This window comes from Cryptosporangium minutisporangium (genome assembly GCF_039536245.1).
GTDB lineage: Bacteria > Actinomycetota > Actinomycetes > Mycobacteriales > Cryptosporangiaceae > Cryptosporangium > Cryptosporangium minutisporangium.
Map to the genome: position 1 here is coordinate 120461 of NZ_BAAAYN010000030.1, position 18134 is coordinate 138594.

Genomic DNA, 18134 nt, shown 5'->3' on the forward strand with positions numbered 1-18134 from the left:
CCCGCCAGGTGCGCCGGAACCGACCCCGCGCCGGTGAACGCTGATTACCATTCCGGAGATGCGAGACGTCGCGGATCTGGGTGCGGTAGCTGCCCTGTATTCGCAATTGGCTGGAGTACTGGCCGGATTCGCATTCGCGGGCCTCGTCGTCATCGTTTCAGGGTCGTTGGGTGGATACACGTTCAACGAGCGCCAAGCGTTCGCGCTCCGCGAGGCGCTGGCGACGCTGGTCTGTTCGTTCTTCGGCCTCGCGCTCGCGGCCCTGACGTACGCGGCGATGGGGGTGGACGCGGACCGTCCCGGGTCGTTGGCCGCTCAGCACCTGCTCGCCGGGGCGCAGTTCCTGATCGCCGGACAGTTCTCCGTATTTTCTGTCCTGGCATTACTCCGCGCCGCGATCGGCGGCGACGTCTTTTACTACGCGAATCGGTTGCTGAGCCAGTTCTCGGCAATTCCGATGTTCGCGCTGCTCTGCCTCGGGGTCGACACCTACTGCGATATCCGTTATGCGCAGGGCGGCCCCCGGTGGGTCAGCGTGAGCCTCGTGGTGCTGATCGTGGTGCTGACGCTGTGGGGCGTATTCGGGTATCTCACGTACGGTTGGGTGGCGACCCGCCGCCTCCACGTCGACAGCTGGACCGCGACTCACCGGATCTACGTCGAACGGCGTTCGTCGCTGTTGGCGATCGCGATCGCGGGATTGTTCACGATGACGTCGTGCACGCTCGCGGTCTGTTTCCTCGCGGCCCACGACGCCGATGCCCGGTGGACGCCACCGCTGGCCGTGGCGGTGGTGGCCGTCGGGGTCGGGTTCCTCGGCGCGTCCACGCTGCCGGTCTACCTCTACCTCACCCGGGTGCGGCCGGAGCCGTTCGCGTGCGGCGACCGGGTCGCGCTCGTGGACGACAAGCACTACCTGACCGGCACCATCGAGGAAGGGGCGCGAGGCACCGTCACCGCCATCGTGGGCCCGGCCAAGTTCCGCGTGCAGTACACGGTGCGGTTCGATCACCGGGACGACGAGACCAACCAGCTGGACTCGCACGATCTGGTCCGGCTCCCGGAGTGAGCTGCCGGGTACCGCTATCGGCGCCAGAACCGGCGGCGGACCTTCTCGGGGCGGGGTTCGCGTTCGCTGAGTTCCGTCGCGCCCAGCGGGGGGAGTTCGCCGGCGTCGCGGAGGTGCTGGGCGAACGCGAGGCCGTCGGCGAACGAACCGGACGGGGGGCGCCCGGCCGCCCACCGCACGAAGCGCGGAGTGAACGCCGCACCCAGGGACCCGGCCAGCAGCGGCCATGCCCGCGCGACCTCGCCGGCCCGCTTCCGCAGCAGCGCCCGGCGGGCGGCGTCCACCCGACCGGTGTCGAATCCCGGCGGGAGCGGCCCGCCGGCGACCAGCGCGGCCACCAACGCCGCCTGCGCCGCCGCGAGATCCTCGGCTGGGGTCGTCGCGTCGGTCACGGCCTCGGTCCCGGCGCCGGTGCCGGTCGTCGGGGCCGCCTCGGCAGACGGGCCGGTCATCGGACGCCTGCCGCGCGGGTTCCCGCCGCGACCGCGCCCGTGATCGCGGCGAGCTCCCCGCGCAGCACCTCCGCCGGCGGGTAGTCGCCGTCCCGCTCCAGCAGCCACCCGGCCGGCGTCGCCCGCTCGGCCAGCGCGGTCACCAGGTCGAGCACCGGCTGCGGCACCGGATCGGTGTGCGTGTCGTGGTACAGCCCCTCGGCCTCCCGCCCACCCGCCACGTGCACGTACGCGACCCGGTCGAGTGGTAACCGGTCGAGCAGCGCGATCGGGTCCTGGCCGCGGTTCTGCGCGTTCGCGTAGACGTTCGCGACGTCGAGCAGCAGCAGCGCGCCGGTCCGGTCCAGCACCGCGGTGAGGAAGTCGGCCTCGTCGTACTCGTCGTCCGGCCAGTCGAACAGCGCCGCGATCGGCTCCAGCGCCAGCGGCACGTCCCCCAGACCGTCCCGCGTCCGCGCGTAGTTCGCTGCCAGCGCGTCCACCGCGGCCCGGGTGCGGGGCACCGGCAGCAGGTGCCCGGCCTCCAGGTCACCGGCCCGCACGAACGCGATGTGCTCGCTGACCAGCGGTGCGTCCAGCAGCGCGGCGCACTCGGCGAGATGCCGCACGCGCTCCGGCGCCACCGGCTCCGCGCCACCGAGCGAGAGCCGGACGCCATGCGGCACGACCGTCACGCCGCGCTCCCGCAGCGTCGCGAGCGGGCCGGAGAGCGGCACGTGGGTGTGGATCCCCTCGGCGACGACCTCGCAGAACCGGAGGTCCGGCAGATCCGCGACGACGCCGGCGATCTCCGGACGCCAACCGACGCCGACGCCGAGGTCGGGAAGCCTGCTCAGCGCACTCGTCATCCGCCGCAGCCTCCACCGCCACAGCCGCCGCCACCGCAGCTCGAGCCGCTCGAACACGACGACGAGCTGCTGCAGGACGACCCGGAGTCGCCGGTACCGCTGCTGGACGAACTGGACGAGCCGGCCGCGGCCGCCCGCCGGATCTCCGACTCGGCGGCGAACGCGGGGTCGGCGGCGTAGAGCGCCGCGGTACCGAACAGCGCGACGCCCATCGCGGCGCCGACCGCGCCGTACGCGCCCCACGACGGGTTGAGTTCGGGCTTCAGGTGGTCGTGGCGACGGATCTCGCTGCGCACCGCCTCCTTGCCGGCCCGCGTCTTCTCCGGGGGGCCGCTGAGCAGCAACATGATCTGGACCACGATCACCACGATCAGCAGCATCGTGAGGTAGCCGACCGGCTTGCCCGCGGCCGCGCCGTCCAAGAACCGGACCGCGCCGAGCAGCAGCACCGGCGCCGGGAGCAGTCCCAGTAGCCGGTAGGTCACCCGCTGCGGGCCGGTGAGCACCAGCCCCGCCTGCTCCAGATCCTTGCGTACGGTGCCGACCGCACTCCGGACCCGGTCGTCGGCGAGCAGCATCCAGACGTGCCTGCGGCCGCCGGCGATCGCGCGGTGGACGGCGTTCTCCAGCGGGTGCAGCCCGTTGTTCGGCGGCCGGCTCGCGGCGACGCCACCACCGGCTGCGGCGGTGACCAGGTGGCGGGCCCGTAGCCCGGCGATCGCCGCCTGGACGGCCTGCAGCGGGCCGCCGGTCAGCAACGCGAGCGCGAACGGATCGGACACCGGGAGCAGGCTCTCGGCCGCCGGGCCGCGGGCGACACCGCGACGCAGCGCGATCGCCAGCCAGATCGAGACACCGACGAGAACGGCGTACCCGAGCAGGAACGTTGTCCCGGGAATGCCCCAGGTGTCACCAGGAGCCGCGAGGATTCTCATCGGGCGCCTCCTTCCACTTGTCCGCCGCCGTGCCCGTCCGTCCGGGACACGCACGTTCTGACCTTGAGAATCGCAGGCGGCGCCGGGCCGCGGCTCCGGCTTGTCGCAGTATTGACAGGCGCTCAGCCGCCGCAGCTCGATCCGCTCGAGGACGACGACGAACTGCTACTGCACGACGACGAACTGCTACTGCACGATGACGAACTGCTGCTGCAGGACGAAGAGCTGCCGCCCAACGTCGAACTGGCGCACGACGACGAACTGCTGCACGAGGATCCCGAGCTGTCCGACGAGTAGTGCGGTGAGCCGGTCGCACCAGCGCTCGGGATGCCGGCCGCCACCGCGAACGCCGGGTCGGCCGCGGTCAACGACGCGGTGCCGAACAGCGCGACGCCCATCGCCGCTCCGGAGGAGCCATAGGCACCCCAGGCCGGGCGGTACGAGGGCCGCAGGTGCTCGTGGCGCCGGACCTCCTGCCGCACCGCCGCGCGGCCGGCACGGGTCGTGAGCGGCGGACTGACCAGCAGGAACACCAGCTCGACGACGAACAGCGTCGCCAGCAGCACGGTGAGGACGCCCACCGGCTTTCCACCCGCCACCCCGGCGACGAACCGCGCGATACCGAGCAGCAGCACCGGCACCGGGGCCAGACCGGCGAGGCGGTAGTACGTGCGTCGCCGGGCCGACGGGACCAGCCCGTCCCGCTCCAGCCGGAACCACGCCGCGGAGATCGCCGCCTGCACGTTCCCGTCGGCCAGGATCGTCCACGGCCGAGTGCGCCCGGACGCGACCGCCCGCAGGGTGGCGGCCTCCACTGGGCCCAGCCCTTCGGCCGTCGGACGGCTCGCGACGATGCCACCACTGGGTACCGCGGCGACCAGGTGCCGTGACCGCAGTGCGGCGATCGCGGTCGGGACGGCCAGGGTGGGGCCACCGCGGAGCAGGGCCACCAGCATCGGATCGGTGAGCGGGAGCAGCGTCTGGGGGGCCGGACCGCGGGTGAGCGCGCGGCGGACCACGATCGTCGCCCCGATCGCCAGCGCGGCGAACAGGACGTAGGTCAGCAGGAACGCTGGGCCGGAGATGCCCCAGGTGTCACCGGAGGCCGCGAGGGTCCTCATCGGGCGCCTCCACTGGATTCTTTTCCACCGGCGTCGGCTGAGGTCGCTGGACGTCGGAGAAGGCCGGAGGTGGGAAACGGTGCGTCGGGCCGGCGGAGTTCCCGGGCGGTGGGTACGAATCTGCTCGGCGGTCGAGGATCGCACGCAACGCGGACCACGGGCCGCGCCGTGTCGGCACCGCGACACGCCAGCGGCCGGTCAACCGATCCGACACCGAACCGAAGCGGCGTCCGGCCGGAGCGCCGTGCGGAAGTGGCTCCTCGACCTCGGCGGCGCCGCCCTCCGGGACGTCGCTCGTCGCGCCGGTGCGCAGCAGCACGTCGGTCAGGCCGGCCCGGGTCGCGACCAGCAGGACGGTGTCGCCGGCGGCGACCGGCTCCTCGCGGCGGGGGTGCCAGGTCAGCGCCCGGCTGCGGCCGGTGCCCGCACGGCCGCCGTTGCGCGGCGCCGGCACGTCCCGCACGTGGCCGAAGACCCGCACCTTCCCGGATTTCTCCAGGTCGCTCAGCGGCTGCTGGTCGGCGAGGCTGCCCGCGCCGACCGGCACCTCGGCGACCAGCAGCACGCTCCGGCCGTGCCCGATCGCGGCTTTCACCTCGCGGCCGAGGATCGCGGCCAGGAACACGGGGGCGGCCGCAGCGGAGACCGACAGCGACACGGCCTGCGGTAGCGCGCCGGTGATCCGGTCGGAGAGGTCCTGGTCGAACAGGCGAAGGACGATGCGGAGGTCCTGGTCCATCGCCCAGACCGCGAGTCCGACCTCGACGTTCGCCACGTCGTCGTCGGTCGCCGCGACCACGCTGCGGGCCCGGTGCGCGCGGGCCGCCCGCAGCGTGTGCTCGTCACTGGCGTCCCCCCGCACGACCGGGACGCTCAGCCGGCGCGCCACGGCCGCGACCGAGGCGTCCGGATCGGTGTCGATCCCCACCACCGGAACCCCCGCGGCCCGCAGCTGTTCGACCATGCGGAGGCCGACCGTGCCCAGGCCGCAGACGACGACGTGGTCGGTGACCCGGCCGACCGAGGGCCCGAAGGCCCCGGTCAACCGGCTGCCGAGCAGATCGTCCACCGCGAACGCGGTGATCAACGCGATCAGGACGACGCCGGTCAGCATCGAGCCGGCGACGAACAACGTGACGGCCGGACCGGCGTCATCCACCCCGTCCGGAGCGCCGGTGGTCAGCGTGGAGACCATGCCGTAGAACGAGTCGAGCCAGCTCAGCCCCAGATCGTGGCGGAGCACGACCGACCCGATCCCCACCAGCGCGGACAGGCCGGCGAGCGTCCAGCGCAGGCGGGCGCTGGCCCACCGGGTGAAGCCGCCGGGCCACCGCATCCGACGGCGGGCGACGCCGACGACCGGCAGCGCGGGTTCGCCGAGCACCAGCTCCGCGTCCGTGCAGTCGCGGTCGGGCAGCAGCACGGTGCCCTCCGGCGCGGACGCGTCGGTGCGGGCCAGCACGACGTAGGGCGTGCCGGTGACGGTCTCCGGCGGGCCCGCGTTGAGCGTTCGGCCGCCGATCTCGATCAGCTGCTGCCCGTCGCCGAGCGCGGCGTCCACGAACGACGGCGCCGCGATCAGGGACGAGGAGAGCACCGTGCAGTCGTGGCCGAACAGCCCTTCGATGCGGCGCGCGAGCTTCTCGTCGAAGATCCGGACCACCAGGCGGATGTCCGGGTTCAGCTCCCGCGCCGCGAGGGCGCCGTGCAGGTTCCCGACGTCGTCGTCGGAGAGCAGGACGAGCGCGGACGCGGTGGCGACCCCGGCGGCCTCCAGCACCGCCTTGTCCCGCCCGGAACCGGTCCGGAGCCGCACACCGGATCGCTCCAGGTGCGGGACGAACGGTCCGTCCGGATCGGGCACGACAACCGTGACCCACGCCGCGGGCCCGGCGTCCGGCGACGGAGCCGGACGCCCGGACGGACGAACGTCAGACCGCCAGCGGAGGCGGGATCCGTTACCCGGCGCAGGGCTCGGCCCTCGCCCGGTGGCGACGTCTTCGAGCTTGCCGAGTTCCTCGACCAGCCGAGCGGCCAGCGCGTCGGCGCCCACCAGAACGATCGGCGGGTGTGAACGCGGTAACTCGGGGCGGGACGCAGAACCACTCATACAAGGGACCTCTAGTGGGAAACGGTGGGCGTCATGCCCGGGATGGTACGGATTTCTGCAGGTCAGCGCGGCGCCGCGTGAAATCGGTGTGGGGAAGAGTTAACTGCCAAGAAACACAGCGTCACGAACCAGAAACTCCTCCGAACGCCCGTCGAAACGTCATCGCACCACGCTGACCCCGACGCAGGACGAGGGTGTGCCGACCCCCGTGCTCTGCGATGACCCCCACATCTTTGTTCCTCGGAAGGAGGGGCATGGAAATCAACTCCGGCGATACCGCCTGGATCCTCGCCAGCAGCGCCCTCGTCCTACTCATGACGCCGGGTCTGGCGCTCTTCTACGGCGGGATGACCCGCGCGAAGAGCGTCCTCAACATGATGATGATGAGCTTCGGCGCTCTCGGGCTCGTCAGTGTCCTGTGGATGCTCTACGGCTACTCGCTCGCGTTCGACGACGACGCCTTCGGCGGGCTCATCGGCGGCCTGGGCAAGATCGGCCTGAAGGGCACGCTCACCGGGGTCTCCGGCACTCTGCCCGAGACCGTGTTCGCCTCCTTCCAGCTCATGTTCGCGGTGATCACCGTCGCGCTGATCTCCGGCGCGATCGCGGACCGTGCGAAGTTCGGCGCGTGGATGGTCTTCGCCGGCGTCTGGGCGACGGTGGTCTACTTCCCGGTCGCCCACTGGGTGTTCGCGTTCGACAGTGACACCACCGAGGGTGGCTGGATCGCCAACGACCTCGGTGCTCTGGACTTCGCCGGTGGAACCGCGGTCCACATCAACGCCGGTGCGGCCGGCCTGGCGCTCGCGCTGGTGCTCGGTAAGCGCAGGGGTTGGCCGCGGGAGAGCTTCAAGCCGCACAACCTGCCGCTGGTCCTGCTCGGCGCCGGTCTGCTGTGGTTCGGCTGGTTCGGCTTCAACGCCGGTTCGGCCGTCGCCGCCAGCAACACCGCGGGCATCGCGTTCATCAACACGCAGGTCGCCACCGCGGCTGCGGTGCTCTCCTGGCTGATCGTCGAGAAGGTGCGCGACAAGCACGCCACCACCCTCGGTGCGGCGTCGGGTGCGGTCGCCGGTCTGGTCGCGATCACCCCGGCCTGTGGTTCGGTCAACCCGGTAGGTGCCCTGATCATCGGTCTGCTGGCCGGTGCGGTCTGCGCGCTCGCCGTCGGTCTCAAGTACCGCCTCGGGTTCGACGACTCGCTCGACGTCGTCGGCGTTCACCTGGTCGGCGGTCTGGCCGGCTCGCTCCTGATCGGTCTGCTCGCCACCGACACCGTCGTGGCGGACACCAACGGTCTGTTCTACGGCGGCGGACTCGGTCTGCTGGGTAAGCAGGCGGTCGCCTCCTTCGCGGTCCTCGCGTACTCCTTCATCGCCACCTACATCATCGGCTTCATCATCAAGAAGACGATGGGCTTCCGGCTGGACGAGGAAGCGGAGATCGAAGGTATCGACACGGCGGTTCACGCGGAGTCGGCCTACGACTTCGTCTCGGGCAGCAGCGCCCGCTCCGGTGTCGTGGGTGGTCCGGCCCCGGCTGGTATCAACGACCAGAGCGTCCGCGAAGCGGCTCCGGCCGGTAAGGAGTAGAGCCCGATGGCCAAGCTGGTCACCGCAGTCATCAAGCCGTTCAAGCTGGAGGACGTCAAGGGCGCCCTCTCCGCGCTGGGCATCGCCGGCCTCACGGTCTCCGAGGTCCAGGGTTACGGACGGCAGAAGGGTCACACCGAGGTCTACCGGGGCGCCGAGTACCAGGTCGACTTCGTGCCGAAGGTCCGCATCGAGGTCGTGGTCGACGACATCGACGCAGCCAAGGTCGTCGACGCACTGGTCGCGGCTGCCAGAACCGGCAAGATCGGTGACGGCAAGGTGTGGGTCACCACGGTGGACGAGGTGATCCGGGTCCGTACCGGCGAGCGCGGACTCGATGCCCTCTGACAAGCGTGTGGGGCCCGATGAGAAGCGGGTGGGGCCCGATGACAGGCACGTCGGGGGCTTGAACGAGCCGGCCGGGTCTTCTGACCCGGCCGGCCGTCGGGCTCCGGACGCCCGGGCGCCGTTCGCACCGACCGGCCCACCGCCCCGAGCCCAGCTCTCCGACGCGCTCGACCGCTGGCTGGCGGGGCTGTTGCCGCCGGTCGCCGGCGTAGCCCTGGTCGCGGTCGGCAGCCTGGGGCGCCGCGAGGTCGTCGCCCGCAGCGACGTCGACCTGGTCCTGCTCCACACCGGACACCCGCGGATCTCCGAGATCGCCGAGTCGGTCTGGTACCCGATCTGGGACTCGGCCGTCGGCCTCGACCACGCGGTGCGCACCGTCGACGAGGCGGTCACCGTGGCCCGCAGCGACGTCAAGGCAGCCCTGGGGTTGCTGGACGCCCGGTACGTGGCGGGGGACCGGGCGCTCGCCGACGAACTGGCCGCCGCGGTCCGCGCGGCGTGGCGGGCCAGCCCGGCCGGATGGCTGGGCGAACTGCGCGAACTCACCGTGGCGCGCTGGCAGACCGCAGGGGAGCTGGCGTTCCTGCTCGAACCCGACCTCAAGGAAGCACGCGGCGGCATTCGTGACGCGGTCACCCTGCGCGCGCTGGCCTACGCGCAGCTGGTGGACGCGCCCCGGGGCAGCGTGCGCGACGCCTACCGGCTGCTGCTCGACACCCGGGACGCACTGCACCGGGTGGCCGACCGCGCGCTCGACCGGCTGTTGCTGGCCGAGCAGGACGCCGTCGCCGAGGTCCTCAACTACTCCGACGCCGACGCGCTGCTGCACGACGTCGCCGACGCGGCGCGCACCATCGCGTACGCGTCCGACACCGCCTGGCGGCAGGTCGACGGGCTACTCAGCAAGCGTCGCCGGTGGCCGATCCGGCGCCGCTCGACGGTGAACCGGCGGCCGCTCGCCGACGGTGTCGTGGAGCAGAACGGTGAGGTCGTGCTCGCGCGCGGCGTCGACCCGGCGCTCGACCCGGTGCTGCCTCTCCGGTTCGCCGCGGCCGCGGCGGTGGCGAACCTCCCGCCGGGCCGAGCGGCGCTGGAGCGGCTGGCGGTCGCCGCGCCCCCGCTGCCGGACGTCTGGCCGGAGTCGGCGCTGCAGTCGCTGGTCGCGCTGCTCGGGGCGGGCGAGGCCGCGATCGGTATCTGGGAGGCCTGCGACCGGCACGGCATGGTGGAGAAGTGGCTGCCCGAGTGGGGCCGGGTTCGCTCGCTCCCGCAGCGCAACGCGTTGCACCGCTACACCGTCGACCGGCACCTGGTGGCCGCGGCGGTCGCCGCCGCACCGCTCGCCCGCCGCGTCGCGCGTCCGGACCTACTGCTGATCGGCGCGCTGCTGCACGACATCGGCAAGGGCCTCCCGGGTGACCACTCGGAGGTCGGCGCGGAGATCGCCGGTCGGATCGCGACCCGGCTCGGCCTGTCCGCGGAGGACACCGACGCGCTGGTGCGGCTCGTCCGGTACCACCTGTTGCTGGCCGACACCGCTACCCGGCGGGATCTGGACGACCCGGCGACGCTGGAGGTGGTCGCGGAGGCGGTCCGCTCCGACGGGGTGCTGCTCGACGTCCTGCACGCGCTCACCGAGTCCGACGCCGCGGCAACCGGTCCGGCGGCGTGGAGCAGCTGGAAGGCGGGGCTGGTCAGCGACCTGGTCCGGCGCGTGCACGTCCTGATCGGGCAGGGTTCCCCGCCGGCGGTGCGCCAGCGGCCGGCGGAGGTGTTCGCCGCCACCGCTGCGTCGTCGCGGTCCGGGTTGGGGGCGGGGTTGCCGGGCCCCGGGGAGTGCACGGTCGCGATCCACGGCGACGAGGTCGCGGTGGTCGGCGGCGAGGGCGTGCAGCAACTGCTGAGCCGGACCGCCGGCATCTGCGCCCTGCACCGGCTCGACGTCTACGCGGCCGACGCCGGCACGTTCGACGGGCAGCCGGTCGTGGTGGTGCGCGCCGCGCCACGGTTCGGGCGGTTGCCGGACCCGGCGCTGCTCACCGCCGACCTGCGTCGCGCGGTGGCCGGCAACTACGACGTCGCGGCGGCGCTGTCCCAGCGGGAGGCCGAGGCACGCGACCGTGAGGCGCCGGCGCCACCGCAGGTCAGCTGGTTGCCGGACGCGTCGAGCGACGCCACCGTGCTCGAGCTGCGGGCCGAGGACCGACGTGGCCTGCTGCACGACGTCACGGCGGCGTTGGAGGAGAGCGGCGCGGTCGTCCGGGGTGCGCGGGTCAGCACGTTCGGGTCCGCGGTCGTCGACGCGTTCTACCTGATCGGCAGCGACCTGGAACGCGACGAGATCGCCAAGGCGGTGCTGGCCGCAGCGCAGCCGTAGACATCACGTCGGCCGCCTTCCCGAAAAGCGCCGCCCGGCGCCACGGCGCGAGGGTGGTGGGTTCCGGGAAGGCCGCCCCGTGGCGCGACGCCAGAGGTGGTTTTTCGGGAAGAGCACCCTGCAGCGCGGCGCGAGGTGGTCTTCCGGGAAATCCGCCCCGGGCGGCGCGCACCCCCGGGCAGGCTCAGTCTTCCGGGGAGGCGCGGAACGTGCGGCGGTAGGTCGCGGGGGACGTGCCGACCGACGTCGCGAAGTGCTGGCGCAGCGACGCGGTCGTGCCGAAACCGATCGAGCGGGCGATCCGCTCGACGGACAGGTCGGTCTCCTCCAGCAGGTGGCGGGCCCGGTCCACCCGGTGGGCTATCAACCACGTCCCCGGCGCCTGCCCGGTCTCCTGCCGGAAGCGGCGGGTGAACGTACGGACGCTCATCCCCGCGTGCGCGGCCATCGTCGCCAGGTCCAGCGGCTCGTCCAGGTGCTCCAGGGCCCAGGCGCGGGTCGGGCCGGTCGACGCGCCGGACGTCGTCGGCATCGGCCGCTCCACGTACTGGGCCTGACCACCGTCCCGCCACGGTGGCGCCACGCACCGCCGGGCGGCTCGGTTGGCGACCTCGCTGCCGTGGTCGCGCCGGACCAAGTGCAGGCACAGGTCGATGCCCGCGGCCACACCGGCCGAGCTGGCGATCGGCCCCTCGTCGATGAACAGCACGTCCGGGTCGAGCGTCACCGCGGGGTAGCGCGCGCGGAACGCGTCCGCCCAGAGCCAGTGCGTGGTGGCCCGCCTGCCGTCCAGCAGACCGGTCGCCGCCAGCACGAACGCGCCGGTGCAGATCGACGCGACCCGGGTGCCGCGGGCGGCGGCGGCCCGGACCGCGTCCAGCGCCTCGGCCGGGAATTCCCGCGTTCCGGCGGTCTTGCCGCGGACGCCGGGGATCAGCACGGTGTCCGCGGACGCCAGCTCGTCCAGCCCGTACTTCGGCAGCACCGCGTACCCGGCGGTGCTGTCGACCGGCGCCGCACCGGGCGAACACACGTGGACGCTGTAGAGCGGCACTCCGTTCCGCTCGGCCGATCCGAACACCTGGCCGGGGATGCCGAGGTCGAACGGCACGACGTCGTCCAGAGCGAGCACGGCGATCCGGTGCCGGGGGAGAGTCATTCCGATTTTTGGGCGGCTGGGTGGGGGGTGCAGTGGCTGGGCATGGCCCGATTCTTTCACAGAGTGTCCTTCGGGCCACTGGTTCGCAGCGGAGTCGTCGGCGAAGCTCGTTGGCGTGGTCAACACTTCTGTGCCGGTGAAACCCCGGCTCCACCGCGCCTGGCTGGTGGCGGGAGTCGCGTTCGTCGCGCTGGTCGGCGCCGCCGCGTTCCGGGCCGCGCCGAGCGTCCTGATCCTGCCGTTGCAGGAAGAGTTCGGCTGGTCGACGGCGGACATCTCGCTCGCCGTCACGGTCAACCTCGTGCTGTTCGGGCTCACCGCGCCGTTCGCCGCCGCGCTCATCCAGCGGCTGGGTCTGCGCTGGGTGACCACGGGCGCGCTGCTGCTGGTGGCCGCCGGTGCGGCGCTCACTGTCGGGATGTCCGCCCGCTGGCAACTCGTGCTCTGCTGGGGCGTCCTGGTCGGCCTCGGAACCGGCTCAATGGCGTTGGTGTTCGCCGCCTCGGTCGCCGACCGGTGGTTCGTCGCCCGGCGCGGCCTGGTGGTCGGCATTCTCACCGCGGGCAGCGCCACCGGCCAGCTGATCTTCCTGCCGCCGGTGGCCGCGCTGGCGCAGGCGCAGGGCTGGCGGATCGCGTCGCTGGCGATCAGCGCCTGCGCGCTCGCCGTCGTCCCGCTGGTCGTACTCTTCCTCCGCGACCGGCCGGAGGACGTCGGGCTGACCCGGTACGGCACCGACGAGCCGAGCCCCGAGCGCCCCGTCGGCGGTGCCGCCCGGAACGCCTTCGACGGCCTGCGCATCGGCGTCCGTAGCGGCACGTTCTGGCTGTTGGCCGGCGGGTTCGCGATCTGCGGAGCGTCGTCCAACGGGTTGGTCGGAACCCACCTGGTGCCGGCCGCGCACGACCACGGGCTACCCACCACCACGGCGGCGAGCCTGCTCGCCGTGATCGGGATCTTCGACATCGTCGGGACGATCGCCTCCGGCTGGCTGACCGACCGCTACGACCCGCGGTTGCTATTGCTGGCCTACTACGGGCTGCGGGGCGCGTCGCTGTTGCTGCTCCCGGCGCTGCTTCCCTCGCTCGGCCAGGGTGTGGGGCCGACGATGCTGGTGTTCATCGTGTTCTACGGGCTGGACTGGGTGGCCACCGTGCCGCCGACCGTCGCGCTCTGCCGCCAGACGTTCGGTGACCGGGCGCCGGTCGTGTTCGGCTGGATCTTCGCGTCCCACCAGCTCGGTGCGGCGCTGATGGCGATCGGTGCGGGCGCGGTCCGGGACACGTTCGGCACCTACACGCCGGCCTGGTACGCGGCCGGTGCGCTGTGCCTTCTCGCCGCGACCCTCTCGGTCGGCGTCGGTCGGGGACGTGGGGCGGCTACGCTCAAGGGAGAGAAAGTCGCGACTCCAACTGCGCCCCCTGTGGCCACCGCCAGCTGACCCCGTGAGGACCGATGTTCGACACGCTCTCCGACCGGCTCTCCGCCGTCTTCACTTCGCTCCGTGCGAAGGGTCGCCTGACCGACGCCGACATCGACAAGTCCATGCGGGAAATCCGGGTGGCCCTGCTCGAGGCGGACGTCGCGCTGCCGGTCGTCAAGGCGTTCGTCCAGTCGGTCAAGAACCGGGCGCGCGGCTCCGAGGTGCACCAGGCGCTCAACCCGGCCCAGCAGGTCGTGAAGATCGTCAACGAGGAGCTGATCGGCATCCTCGGCGGCGAGACCCGTCGGCTGCGGTACGCGAAGAACCCGCCGACGGTGATCCTGCTGGCCGGTCTGCAGGGTGCCGGTAAGACGACGCTCGCCGGCAAGTTGGCGCTCTGGCTGCGCAAGCAGGGGCACACACCGCTGCTCGTCGCGGCCGACCTGCAGCGCCCGAACGCCGTGCAGCAGCTCCAGGTGGTGGGTGGCCGGGCCGAGGTCGAGGTGTTCGCGCCGGAGCCGGGCAGCGGCGTCGGCGACCCGGTGGACGTCGCCCGGCGCTCGATCGACTTCGCGCAGCGCCAGCAGCACGACATCGTGATCGTCGACACGGCCGGCCGGCTCGGTATCGACGCGGACATGATGGCGCAGGCCGCGGCGATCCGGGACGCGGTCAACCCGGACGAGATCCTGTTCGTCGTCGACGCGATGATCGGTCAGGACGCGGTCACCACGGCCCAGGCGTTCAAGGACGGCGTCGGCTTCGACGGCGTGGTGCTGACCAAGCTGGACGGTGACGCCCGCGGTGGTGCCGCCCTCTCCGTGCGGCACGTCACCGGCGAGCCGATCATGTTCGCGTCCTCCGGCGAGAAGCTGGACGAGTTCGACGTCTTCCACCCCGACCGGATGGCGTCCCGCATCCTCGGCATGGGCGACATGCTGACGCTGATCGAGCAGGCCGAGCAGGTCTTCGACGCCGAGCAGCAGCAGCGCATGAGCGACAAGATGCTCGGCGAGGGCGACTTCACGCTCGACGACTTCCTCGAGCAGATGGTCGCGGTCAAGAAGATGGGCCCGATCAGCAACGTGCTCGGGATGCTGCCCGGCATGAACCAGATGAAGGGTCAGCTCGACCAGCTCGACGACAAGCACTTCGACCGGGTCGCCGCGGTGATCCGCTCGATGACGCCGGCCGAGCGCAACGACCCGAAGATCATCAACGGGTCGCGGCGGCTGCGCATCGCGAACGGCTCCGGCACCACGGTCACGGACGTGAACCAGCTGGTCGAGCGGTTCTTCGAGGCGCGCAAGATGATGCGCCAGATGACCAGCCAGCTGGGCTTCGGCGGCGGGATGCGCCGCGGTGGTTCGTCGAAGAAGGGCAAGGGCAAGAAGGGCCGCAAGGGCGGAGGCGGCGGTCGGCCGCGGCAGCAGCTGCCCGGCGGGATGCCCGGTGCCTTCCCTGCCGGTTTCCCGGGCGCGCTGCCGCCGGCGGCCGCTCAGCCCGAGCCGCCCGCCGCCCCGGACGCACTGCCGGGCGGGTTCGAGATGCCGAAGATCGACTTCTCGAAGCTGCCGAAGAAGTAGTCCTTGGCGGCGCCGGTGCTGGTCGTCGACGGCGCGAACGTCGTCGGCTCGGTGCCGGACGGGTGGTGGCGTGATCGTCCCGGGGCCGCCGCCCGGCTCCGGGACGCACTGATCCCGGTGGCGTCGTCCGGGCTGCCGGGTGTTCTCGACGGGCCGGTGTCCGTGGTGCTCGTGGTCGAGGGCGCCGCGCGCGGGCTGGACGGTGTGCCGGGCGTGGAGGTGGTGTCGGCGCCGGGATCGGGTGACGACACGATCGTCTCGGTGGCCCGGGAGTTCGCCGCGTCGAGGCCCACCTGGGTGGTGACCGCCGATCGTGCGCTGCGGGAGCGGGTGCGTGCGGTCGGCGCCGAAGTGCTCGGACCCACGGCGGTGCCCCGCCGCTGAGGTATCGAAGCGCGCATCGTGGCGCGGTAGCGGCGATGAACACATTTGCCGCTCCTCGGGATCGGCGACGACTCCGGACGGCAGAATCAGGCGGGTGACGGCACTTCATCTGCGGGGCGTGGCACTGCCGGACGACGTCGAGCGGGACGTCTGGATCGTCGGCGACCGGCTGACGTTCGAACCGGTCGCCGGGGCCGAGACGGTCGCATCCGGGGGCTTCCTGGTGCCCGGCCTGGTCGACGCGCACTGCCACCCGGGCATCGCGCCCGGTGGCCCGGTGGCCGACGTCGCCGAGGCGAAGCGGCTCGCGCTGATCGACCGGGACGCCGGGGTCCTGACGATCCGGGACGCGGGTTCTCCGGTGGACTACCGCGAGCTCGACGACGACCCGGACATGCCCCGCCTGATCCGGGCCGGGCGGCACCTCGCACCGCACCGTCGGTACATCCCGGGTCTGGCCGTCGAGTGCGCCCCCGAGGAGCTGGCGGCGCAGGCCGCGATCCAGGCCAAGCTGGGCAACGGGTGGGTCAAGCTGGTGGGGGACTGGATCGACCGCGGCGCCGGCGACCTCGGCCCGACGTACGACGACGCGACGTTCGCGGCGGCGGTCTCCGCGGCCCACGACGCGGGGGCCCGGGTCGCGGTGCACACGTTCAGCGAGGCTGCGCTCCCCGGGTTGATCGCGGCCGGCGTCGACTCGATCGAGCACGGCACCGGCCTGTCGCTCGACCTGATCGACGCGATGGCCGCGCAGGGAACCGCACTGGTGCCGACGATGACGAACATCGCGACGTTCGGGAACATCGCCGACAAGGCCGAGCCGAAGTTTCCCGGGTACGCCGACCACATGCGGCGCCTGCGCGACGGGTTCCCGGCGGTGGTCCGGGCAGCCTATGAGGCCGGTGTCCCGATCTACGTGGGCACCGACGCCGGTGGCGGCGTGGAGCACGGGCTCGCGGCGGGGGAGATGCTGCGGCTGGCCGACGCCGGTATGACGCCGCTGGACGTACTCGCGGCCGGGTCCTGGGGCGCGCGCGCGTGGCTGGGCCTGCCAGGACTGGAGGAGGGCGCGCTCGCGGACGTCGTCGTCTACGAGGCGGACCCCCGCGAGGACCTACGCGTGCTCCAGGCGCCCTCCCGCATCGTCCTGCGTGGGCGCGTCATCGCGTGACCAATGGATTGTCGAGTAGCCAACCTCTCCTTCGCTGCGGGGAAGTTGACGACTCGGCAATCCGCTGAGCCGTCGCCCCTGCGGTGGGCGGGTTACTCGGTCACGGCCGGTGCATCGGACGCCCTAAGATCAACCGTCATGGCAAAGGCTCCCGTTCTCACGCCACAGGCTGAGGACTTTCCCCGCTGGTACCAGGACGTGATCGCGAAGGCCGAGCTGGCCGACAACGGGCCGGTCCGCGGCACGATGGTGATCCGACCGACCGGGTACGCGCTGTGGGAGCGGATGCAGCGCGAGGTCGACGACCGGATCAAGGCCGCCGGGGCGCAGAACGCGTACTTCCCGCTGTTCATCCCCGAGTCGTACCTGCGCAAAGAGGCCGAGCACGTCGAGGGCTTCAGCCCCGAACTGGCCGTCGTCACCCACGCCGGTGGCAAGCAGCTCGAGGAGCCGGTCGTCGTCCGCCCCACGTCGGAGACGATCATCAACGCGTCGTTCTCGAAGTGGGTGCAGTCGTACCGCGACCTGCCGCTGCGCGTGAACGCCTGGGCGAACGTCGTCCGGTGGGAGATGCGCCCGCGGGTGTTCCTCCGCACCACCGAGTTCCTCTGGCAGGAAGGCCACACCTGCCACGCGACCCAGGACGACGCCCGCGCCTACGCGCGGCAGATCCTGCACGAGGTCTACCAGGACTTCATGGTCAACGTGCTGGCGATGCCGGTCGTCGTCGGCCGGAAGACCGCCAAGGAGCGGTTCGCCGGCGCGATCAACACGCTGACCTGCGAAGGCATGATGCGTGACGGCAAGGCGCTGCAGATGGGCACCAGCCACGAGCTGGGCCAGAACTTCGCCAAGGCGTTCGACGTCCAGTACTTGTCCACCGAGGGGCAGCGCGAGTACGTCTGGCAGACCTCGTGGGGGGTCTCCACCCGGATGGTCGGCGGCCTGATCATGGGTCACGGCGACGACAACGGGCTGCGGCTGCCGCCCCGGCTCGCCCCGACCCAGGTCGTCGTCATGGTCGTCAAGGACGGTCCGGGCGTCGGGGAGTCGGCCGCGAAGCTCGCCGCCGAGCTGGGCGGTGCGGGCGTCCGCGTCGAGCTGGACGACCGCACCGACACCCCGTTCGGACGCCGGGCGGTCGACGCCGAGCTCAAGGGCGTACCGGTTCGGATCGAGGTCGGCCCGCGCGACCTGGCCGAGGGGAACGTCACCGTGGTGCGCCGGATCCCCGGCACCAAGACCCCGACCCCCCTCGGCGGCACGCTCGACGCGGTGAACACCGCACTCGTCGAGGACCAGCAGGCGCTCTACGACGAGGCGCTGGCCCGCCGCGAGGAGAAGACGGCCGACGTCACCAGCGTCGAGGACGCGATCGCGGCCGCCGCCACCGGCTGGGCGCGGATCCCGTGGGCCACGCTCGTGGACGGTGGCGAAGCCCGGCTCGCGCAGGACGCGATCACGGTCCGTTGCCTGCTCCGCCCGGACGGATCGGTGCCCGAGTCCGACGAGGAGCCGGGCGTCGTCGCGGTCGTGGGTCGGTCCTACTGAGTCCGGCC

At 72.3% G+C, this 18134-nt stretch carries 15 protein-coding genes; 9 read left to right on the forward strand and 6 right to left on the reverse strand.

The features are described from left to right. Positions 1–58 precede the first annotated feature (58 nt). Positions 59–1069 (forward strand): hypothetical protein, encoded by a 1011-nt coding sequence (locus ABEB28_RS23730; protein ID WP_345730384.1) that lies wholly within the window; start codon positions 59–61, stop codon positions 1067–1069. 14 nt (positions 1070–1083) lie between these two features. Here the strand turns inward: ABEB28_RS23730 and ABEB28_RS23735 are convergent, their stop codons facing one another. The 5 genes from ABEB28_RS23735 to ABEB28_RS23755 all read right to left on the reverse strand — a co-directional run bounded on the left by ABEB28_RS23735 (position 1084) and on the right by ABEB28_RS23755 (position 6535). Continuing rightward, positions 1084–1521 carry an SCO6045 C-terminal-like domain-containing protein gene (locus ABEB28_RS23735; protein WP_345730385.1) on the reverse strand — a complete coding sequence of 146 codons (438 nt, stop codon included), beginning with the start codon at positions 1519–1521 and terminating at the stop codon, positions 1084–1086. Then, positions 1518–2369, reverse strand: a complete 852-nt coding sequence (locus ABEB28_RS23740; protein ID WP_345730386.1) for an MbnB/TglH/ChrH family RiPP precursor modification enzyme — start codon at positions 2367–2369, stop codon at positions 1518–1520. Before ABEB28_RS23740 ends, ABEB28_RS23735 begins: the two co-directional genes overlap by 4 nt. Then, positions 2366–3304 carry a TIGR04222 domain-containing membrane protein gene (locus tag ABEB28_RS23745; RefSeq protein ID WP_345730387.1) on the reverse strand — a complete coding sequence of 313 codons (939 nt, stop codon included), beginning with the start codon at positions 3302–3304 and terminating at the stop codon, positions 2366–2368. Before ABEB28_RS23745 ends, ABEB28_RS23740 begins: the two co-directional genes overlap by 4 nt. A 122-nt stretch (positions 3305–3426) precedes the next feature. Beyond that, the gene (locus tag ABEB28_RS23750) at positions 3427–4425 is read right to left on the reverse strand and encodes a TIGR04222 domain-containing membrane protein (RefSeq protein ID WP_345730388.1); all 999 of its coding nucleotides are present in this window, start codon (positions 4423–4425) and stop codon (positions 3427–3429) included. Then, the gene (locus tag ABEB28_RS23755) at positions 4400–6535 is read right to left on the reverse strand and encodes an NAD-binding protein (RefSeq protein ID WP_345730389.1); all 2136 of its coding nucleotides are present in this window, start codon (positions 6533–6535) and stop codon (positions 4400–4402) included. The genes ABEB28_RS23750 and ABEB28_RS23755 overlap by 26 nt, the downstream gene beginning before the upstream one ends. A gap of 254 nt (positions 6536–6789) precedes the next feature. Between ABEB28_RS23755 and ABEB28_RS23760 the strand changes: the two genes are divergently transcribed. From ABEB28_RS23760 to ABEB28_RS23770, 3 genes are read left to right on the forward strand one after another with little or no spacing between them, the layout of a single operon-like run. Continuing rightward, complete coding sequence (locus tag ABEB28_RS23760; protein ID WP_345730390.1) at positions 6790–8127, forward strand: ammonium transporter; 1338 nt, start codon at positions 6790–6792, stop codon at positions 8125–8127. A gap of 6 nt (positions 8128–8133) precedes the next feature. Next, on the forward strand, positions 8134–8475 hold the full coding sequence (locus ABEB28_RS23765) for a P-II family nitrogen regulator (RefSeq protein ID WP_345730391.1): 342 nt from the start codon (positions 8134–8136) through the stop codon (positions 8473–8475). 28 nt (positions 8476–8503) lie between these two features. Next, a complete protein-coding gene (locus tag ABEB28_RS23770) occupies positions 8504–10852 on the forward strand; it encodes a [protein-PII] uridylyltransferase (RefSeq protein ID WP_345730392.1) in 2349 nt (782 codons plus the stop codon). A 184-nt stretch (positions 10853–11036) separates the two neighbouring features. Here ABEB28_RS23770 and ABEB28_RS23775 read toward each other — a convergent pair whose 3' ends face one another. Beyond that, positions 11037–12011 carry a GlxA family transcriptional regulator gene (locus ABEB28_RS23775; RefSeq protein WP_345730393.1) on the reverse strand — a complete coding sequence of 325 codons (975 nt, stop codon included), beginning with the start codon at positions 12009–12011 and terminating at the stop codon, positions 11037–11039. A gap of 115 nt (positions 12012–12126) precedes the next feature. On the opposite strand from ABEB28_RS23775, the gene ABEB28_RS23780 reads away from it, so the two are divergent. The 5 genes from ABEB28_RS23780 to proS all read left to right on the forward strand — a co-directional run bounded on the left by ABEB28_RS23780 (position 12127) and on the right by proS (position 18126). Continuing rightward, positions 12127–13452: an MFS transporter gene (locus ABEB28_RS23780; RefSeq protein ID WP_345730394.1), complete on the forward strand. Its 1326-nt coding sequence runs from the start codon at positions 12127–12129 to the stop codon at positions 13450–13452. A 14-nt stretch (positions 13453–13466) separates the two neighbouring features. After that, entirely contained in the window at positions 13467–15020 is a 1554-nt protein-coding gene (gene ffh / locus ABEB28_RS23785; RefSeq protein ID WP_345730395.1) for a signal recognition particle protein, read from the forward strand. A 3-nt stretch (positions 15021–15023) separates the two neighbouring features. Then, positions 15024–15404: an NYN domain-containing protein gene (locus ABEB28_RS23790; RefSeq protein ID WP_345730396.1), complete on the forward strand. Its 381-nt coding sequence runs from the start codon at positions 15024–15026 to the stop codon at positions 15402–15404. A gap of 94 nt (positions 15405–15498) precedes the next feature. Continuing rightward, positions 15499–16575 (forward strand): amidohydrolase family protein, encoded by a 1077-nt coding sequence (locus tag ABEB28_RS23795; protein WP_345730397.1) that lies wholly within the window; start codon positions 15499–15501, stop codon positions 16573–16575. 138 nt (positions 16576–16713) lie between these two features. Further along, positions 16714–18126, forward strand: coding sequence for a proline--tRNA ligase (gene proS / locus ABEB28_RS23800; RefSeq protein WP_345730398.1), 1413 nt, complete (start codon positions 16714–16716; stop codon positions 18124–18126). Positions 18127–18134: the final 8 nt, after the last annotated feature.